The 5,575-nt window shown below is 71.3% G+C and carries 5 protein-coding genes; 2 read left to right on the plus strand and 3 right to left on the minus strand.

Features of this window, described 5'->3' with window-relative positions; genetic code table 11:
* The coding region (locus B4K29_RS13265) for an AAA family ATPase (protein ID WP_286967673.1) at positions 1–471 on the plus strand (471 nt) is incomplete at its 5' end.
* 3 nt (positions 472–474) lie between these two features.
* Here B4K29_RS13265 and B4K29_RS13270 read toward each other — a convergent pair.
* The 3 genes from B4K29_RS13270 to B4K29_RS13280 form a co-directional block, all read right to left on the minus strand.
* Positions 475–1,089, minus strand: a complete 615-nt coding sequence (locus B4K29_RS13270; protein ID WP_286961331.1) for a hypothetical protein — start codon at positions 1,087–1,089, stop codon at positions 475–477.
* Positions 1,090–1,299: 210 nt separating this feature from the next.
* On the minus strand, positions 1,300–2,790 hold the full coding sequence (gene hflX / locus B4K29_RS13275) for a GTPase HflX (RefSeq protein WP_286961330.1): 1,491 nt from the start codon (positions 2,788–2,790) through the stop codon (positions 1,300–1,302).
* Between the two features lie 205 nt (positions 2,791–2,995).
* On the minus strand, positions 2,996–3,442 hold the full coding sequence (locus B4K29_RS13280) for a MarR family winged helix-turn-helix transcriptional regulator (RefSeq protein WP_029212707.1): 447 nt from the start codon (positions 3,440–3,442) through the stop codon (positions 2,996–2,998).
* A gap of 62 nt (positions 3,443–3,504) precedes the next feature.
* Between B4K29_RS13280 and B4K29_RS13285 the strand changes: the two genes are divergently transcribed.
* Entirely contained in the window at positions 3,505–5,286 is a 1,782-nt protein-coding gene (locus B4K29_RS13285; protein WP_286967675.1) for an ABC transporter ATP-binding protein, read from the plus strand.
* Positions 5,287–5,575 lie beyond the last annotated feature (289 nt).

The raw sequence follows: 5,575 nt of genomic DNA on the forward strand, positions 1-5,575 counted from the left end.
CCACCTGAACGCCAAGACCACAACGACGCCTCACGCTCCTCCGGGCGCACCGAGCTGCTCATCATCGACGAAGCCGACAGGCTCAAGAGCACCGGTCTTGAGCAAGTCCGCGACTACTACGACCGCCACCACATGGGCGTCATCCTCATCGGCATGCCAGGCATCGAAAAGCGCCTCGCGCGCTATCCCCAGCTCTACAGCCGCATCGGCTTCGCCCACGAGTACAGACCCCTCGGCCCCGACGAGCTCACCGCTGTCCTCACCACGCGCCTACCCGCCCAGCACGCCGACCACGACCCGATCGCGCACGCCACCGCCCTGGCCACCATCGCTCGCATCACCGCAGGCAACTTCCGGCTCCTGGACCGCCTGGCCACCCAGATCGAACGCATCCAGACCATCAACGACCTCCACACCCTCACCCCAGAGCTCGTCGGCGCCGCCAGAGAAGCCCTCCTCATCGGCCACTGACCGCTACCAGAAGCACGCCACCAAGCGATGCGACTCACAGTGGCGGTTGACGAGGGTGTAGGGCTTGAGGCCGAGGACGCCCGGCTGCTCGTCCGTCACGTTGGCGCCGAGGAGGGGGAAGCGCAGCTGCGAGCGGTAGGTGCGCAGCAGGTCCAGCCCGTAGTTGAACTCGTGGTTGCCGACGACCTGGGCGTCGTAGCCGATGGCGTTGTAGGCGGCGGCCATCGGGTGGGTGAGGCCGGACCGGGTGACAGGGTCCTTGGAGCCGTAGAGATAGGTCATCGGCGTGCCCTGGAGAGCGTCACCGTTGTCGACCACGATCGTGCTCTCGGCGCCCTTGGCCGCCCGGACCTGGTCGATGGCGGAGGCGACCCGGGCGAGGCCGACCGACTCACCCGACCTCTCGGCATACGGCGCGTTCTTGAAGTAGTCCCAGTCCATGACGTTGCCGTGCACGTCGGTGGTGGCGAGGACGGTGAGGTCGAGCGCCTTGTCCTTGCCCCTCCCCTTGCCGGGGTGGTCACCGCCGGCCGCGGCCGTGGCCGGGGACAGTGGCGCCAGGCCGACGAGCGCGAGGGCGACGGTGCTGATGATCGAGGTGCGACGAGCAGACGACATGACGGGGAGGACCTCCGACGTTGGGGCGTGATGGTCGGAGCCTAGGACGAACCGGCGGGCCACGGGAGCCCGGGGTGCCGGGGTGCCGGGGTGCCGGGGTGCCGGGGGTGCCGGGGGCGTCGGGGGTGCCGGGGTTCGGAGGTATGACGAGGCCCCGGTCACCGCAGGACGGTGACCGGGGCCTCGGTCGTGCTGGGCCTGACGCCGGGCTCAGCGCGAGGCGGCGGCCTGCACGGCATACGGCGTGAGCTCCCCGGCCAGCCGGGGATGCACCATCGCGTGGACGAGCGTGCCCTCGGGCGTGTGCTCCTCGGTGACGACCTCGCCGTCGGCGTGGAGGCGGCTGACCAGGTCGCCGCGGTCGTAGGGCAGCAGCACGTCGACCGGGATCTCGGGCTGCGGGAGCTCCTCGGCGATGAGCCGGCGCAGCTCGTCGACGCCCTCGCCCGTGCGGGCCGACACGACGATCGAGTGCTTCTCGTTGGCCCGCAGGCGCATCAGCACCTCGGGGTCGGCGAGGTCGGCCTTGTTGATGACGGTGACCTCCTTGAGGCGGTCACCGCCCACCTCGGCCATGACCGCGCGCACCGCGCTGATCTGCCCCTCGGGGTCGGGGTGCGAGCCGTCGACGACGTGCAGGAGCAGGTCCGACTCGCCGACCTCCTCGAGCGTAGAGCGGAAGGCCTCGACCAGCTGGTGGGGCAGCGCCCGCACGAAGCCCACGGTGTCGGCCAAGGTGTAGGGCCGCCCGTCCGGGGTCTCGGCGCGGCGCACCGTCGGGTCCAGCGTCGCGAAGAGCTGGTTCTGCACGAGCACACCCGCGCCGGTGAGGCGGTTGAGCAGCGAGGACTTGCCGGCGTTGGTGTAGCCGGCGATCGCCACGCTGGGGATCTCGTTGGCCTTGCGGCTGGAGCGCTTGGCGTCGCGGCCGGTCTTCATCCGGCGGATCTCGCGCTTGAGCTGCGCGATCTTGGTGTTGATGCGGCGCCGGTCGAGCTCGATCTTGGTCTCACCGGGGCCGCGGGAGCCGATGCCGACACCGCCGGCGGCCTGGCCGCCGGCCTGACGGGACATCGACTCGCCCCAGCCGCGCAGGCGCGGCAGGAGGTACTGCAGCTGGGCCAGCTCGACCTGCGCCTTGCCCTCACGGGACTTGGCGTGCTGGGCGAAGATGTCGAGGATCAGCGCGGTCCGGTCGATGACCTTGACCTTGACGATGTCCTCGAGCGCGCGCCGCTGGCTGGGCGTGAGCTCGCCGTCGCAGATGACGGTGTCGGCGCCCTCGGCGACCACGATGTCGTGCAGCTCGGCCGCCTTGCCGCTGCCGAGGAAGGTGCCGGCGTCGGGGCGCTGACGACGCTGGATCACGCCGTCCAGGACGGTTGACCCGGCGGTCTCGGCGAGCGCCGCGAGCTCGCGGATCGAGTTCTCGGCGTCGGTCGCGGTGCCCTCGGTCCAGACGCCGGCGAGGACGACGCGTTCCAGGCGCAGCTGGCGGTACTCGACCTCGGTGACGTCCTCGAGCTCGGTGGAGAGGCCACCGACGCGCCGCAGGGCGGTGCGCTCCTCGCGGTCGAGCTGGTCGCCGTCGTAGCCGTGGTCGCTCTCGTCGTCGAGCTGGGACCGGTCGAACGGTGCGTCCTCGTCAGCGAGCGCCTCGGCGCGGGACTGGAAGAGGTCGAAGTGTGGAGTAGAAGTCATATCCCCTCAAGGGTCGCACGGGCCACACCTGGGCGGCGAGCCAATAACTGCAACGTCCGACAGCCCTGCCGTATGCCGCGCCCGACGCGATCCGGGGTCCGGGCAACGGGCGACGGGACGACGACCCGAACTGAGCTCCCAGCTCAGTGTGTGCCGCCCACGAGCCCGCGAACGGCCACCAGACGACCCTTACTGAGCCCCCAGCTCAGGGCGTGTCGTCGGGCGAGGCGCCGAGCAGGCGCACGAGGAGGGTGCGCAGCTGCTCCTGGTCGGCGACGGACAGGGACCCGACGTAGGACCCGACCTGGCTCGCCCGGTCGGCCTCGATGCGCGCTCGCACGGCCCGGCCCTGCTCGGTGAGCTCGACCACGGTGGCCCGGCGGTCGGTGGGGCTCGGGGCTCGTCGCAGCAGACCCGCACCCTCGAGGGCGTCGATGACCTCGGTGGCCGAGCGCGGCGCGATGCCCAGCCGCTCGGCGATGACGGAGGGCCGCACCTCGCACTCCCCCTCGAGCCGCGACACGGTCCCGAGGGCCCGCGACTGGTGCGGGGTGATGCCGTACGGCTCGAGCGCGGCGACCTTGAGGCGGCGCATCTCGCGACCGGCCTGCATGAGCAGCGAGGGCAGGTCGGCATCGGGGCGGTTCGTCATACGACCATCTTGCCATGCCACCTCATAGTGAGGTAACCTCACAATATCACCTCACGAAGGACGTGATCATCACGACAGTCTCCCCCGACCTCGGCGGCCCGGCTCCGGGCCGCGGCAACCGCGCCGGCCTGCGCGTCAGCAAGGCCGACCTCGCCCAGCTCGACGAGCACCCCGTCCCCCTCTCGCGCGTCGCGCGACTCTTCGCCCCGCACGCGCTGCCCATGGCCGTCGTGCTCGGGCTCATCGTCCTCACCGCGATCATCGGCCTCGCCCCGCCGTTCCTGACCAAGGCCCTCATCGACGACGCCATCCCCCACCAGGACGTCCCGCTCCTGCTCACGCTCGTCGGCGGCATCCTCGCCGTCACCGTCGTGACCCAGCTCTTCGGCGTCGTGCAGACCTGGCTCGCGACCCGCACCGGCCAGCGCGTCATGCACACGCTGCGCACCGACTTGTTCGCGCACCTGCAGCGCCTGCCCCTCGGGTTCTTCACCCGCACGCGCGGCGGCGAGCTGCAGAGCCGGCTGACCAACGACATCAACGGCATGCAGGGCGTGGTCACCGACTCGGCCACCTCGATCGCGAGCAACGTCACCACCGCGATCGGCACCGCCGTGGCCATGGCGGTCCTGTCCTGGCGGTTGTCGCTGATCAGCCTGGTCGTCCTGCCGCCCGCCATCTGGCTGAGCCGCCGGGTCGCCCACCTGCGGCGCAGCGTCCAGACGCGCGCCCAGCGCACGCTCGCGGACATGCAGACCCAGATCGAGGAGTCCCTGTCCATCAACGGGGTCGTGCTCGCCAAGACGATGGGCGCGGGTCCCGCTCTGTCGCAGCGGTTCTCGCAGTCCTCCGAGACGCTGACCGAGCTTGAGCTGCAGTCCCAGATGGCTGGCCGGTGGCGCATGGGGACGATGTCGATCATCTTCGCCGCCATCCCGGCGCTCATCTATCTCGCCGCCGGGCTGCCCGCGACCGGGCAGGGCATGTCGATCGGCACGCTCGTGGCGTTCACCGGGCTGCAGGCCGGGCTCTTCCGCCCCCTCATGGGGGTGCTCAACGTCGGCATCCAGCTCACGACGAGCAAGGCGCTGTTCAGCCGCATCTTCGAGTACCTCGACCTCCCCGCGACCATCACCGACCCCCCGGTCCCCCTCGACCCCGAGCAGGTCCGCGGCGAGGTGCGCTTCGAGGGAGTGACGCTGCGCTATCCCGGCGCCGACCGGGACGCCCTGCACGAGGTCGACCTCACCGTCCCCGCCGGCTCCACCGTCGCCCTGGTCGGCGCCACGGGGTCCGGCAAGTCGACGCTCGCGGCCCTGGTCAGCCGCCTGCACGACCCCGACGCGGGACGCGTGACCATCGACGGCGTCGACCTGCGCCAACTCCGTCTCGACACCGTGACCGGGATCGTCGGCACGGTCAGCCAGGACCCCTACCTGCTGCACGCGTCCATCGCCGACAACCTCCGGTATGCCCGCCCCGGCGCCACCGACGAGGAGGTCGTCGCGGCCGCCGGCGCGGCGCAGGTCCACGACCTGATCGCCTCCCTCCCCGACGGCTACGACACCGTGGTCGGCGCCCGCGGCTACCGCTTCTCCGGCGGCGAGAAGCAGCGGATCGCCCTGGCGCGCACCATCCTTCGCGACCCGCGCGTCCTGGTCCTGGACGAGGCCACCAGCGCCCTCGACAACCGCACCGAGCGCGCCGTCCAAGAGGCGCTGGGCCACCTGAGCCGCGGCCGCACCACGATCACGATCGCCCACCGCCTCTCGACGGTGCGCGACGCCGACCAGATCGTCGTGCTCGACCACGGCCGCGTGGTCGAGGTCGGCACCCACGACTAGCTCCTCGCCCTCGAGGGCCGGTATGCCGGCCTCGTGGCAGCCCAGGAGCCCTCGACCGACGCCCTGCTGGCGACCGCGGTTAGGTGACACGCGACCGGCGCGAGCTGGGCTGGGCTGATCAGTCCCGTCGGCCGAAGAGTGCGCGTGACGCCACCGCCTCGTGCATCTCGTCGACGGTGACGACCTGGTCGTCCTGCAGGCTCGCTTCCACTACAGCTGACAGGTGGGCCGCTCGACCAACGGCTCAAACTGAGCTCCGAGCTCACAAAGCGCCGCCCACGCGCCCCGC

Origin of the sequence: Arsenicicoccus sp. UBA6765 (assembly GCF_002453335.1) — a bacterium.
GTDB classification, from domain to species: Bacteria; Actinomycetota; Actinomycetes; order Actinomycetales; family Dermatophilaceae; genus Arsenicicoccus; species Arsenicicoccus bolidensis.

Excerpts from the sequence above, each read along its gene's own strand:
- B4K29_RS13270 (WP_286961331.1), bottom strand. The coding sequence starts at position 1,089 with ATGTCGTCTGCTCGTCGCACCTCGATCATCAGCACCGTCGCCCTCGCG.
- hflX (WP_286961330.1), bottom strand. The coding sequence starts at position 2,790 with ATGACTTCTACTCCACACTTCGACCTCTTCCAGTCCCGCGCCGAGGCG.
- B4K29_RS13280 (WP_029212707.1), bottom strand. The coding sequence starts at position 3,442 with ATGACGAACCGCCCCGATGCCGACCTGCCCTCGCTGCTCATGCAGGCC.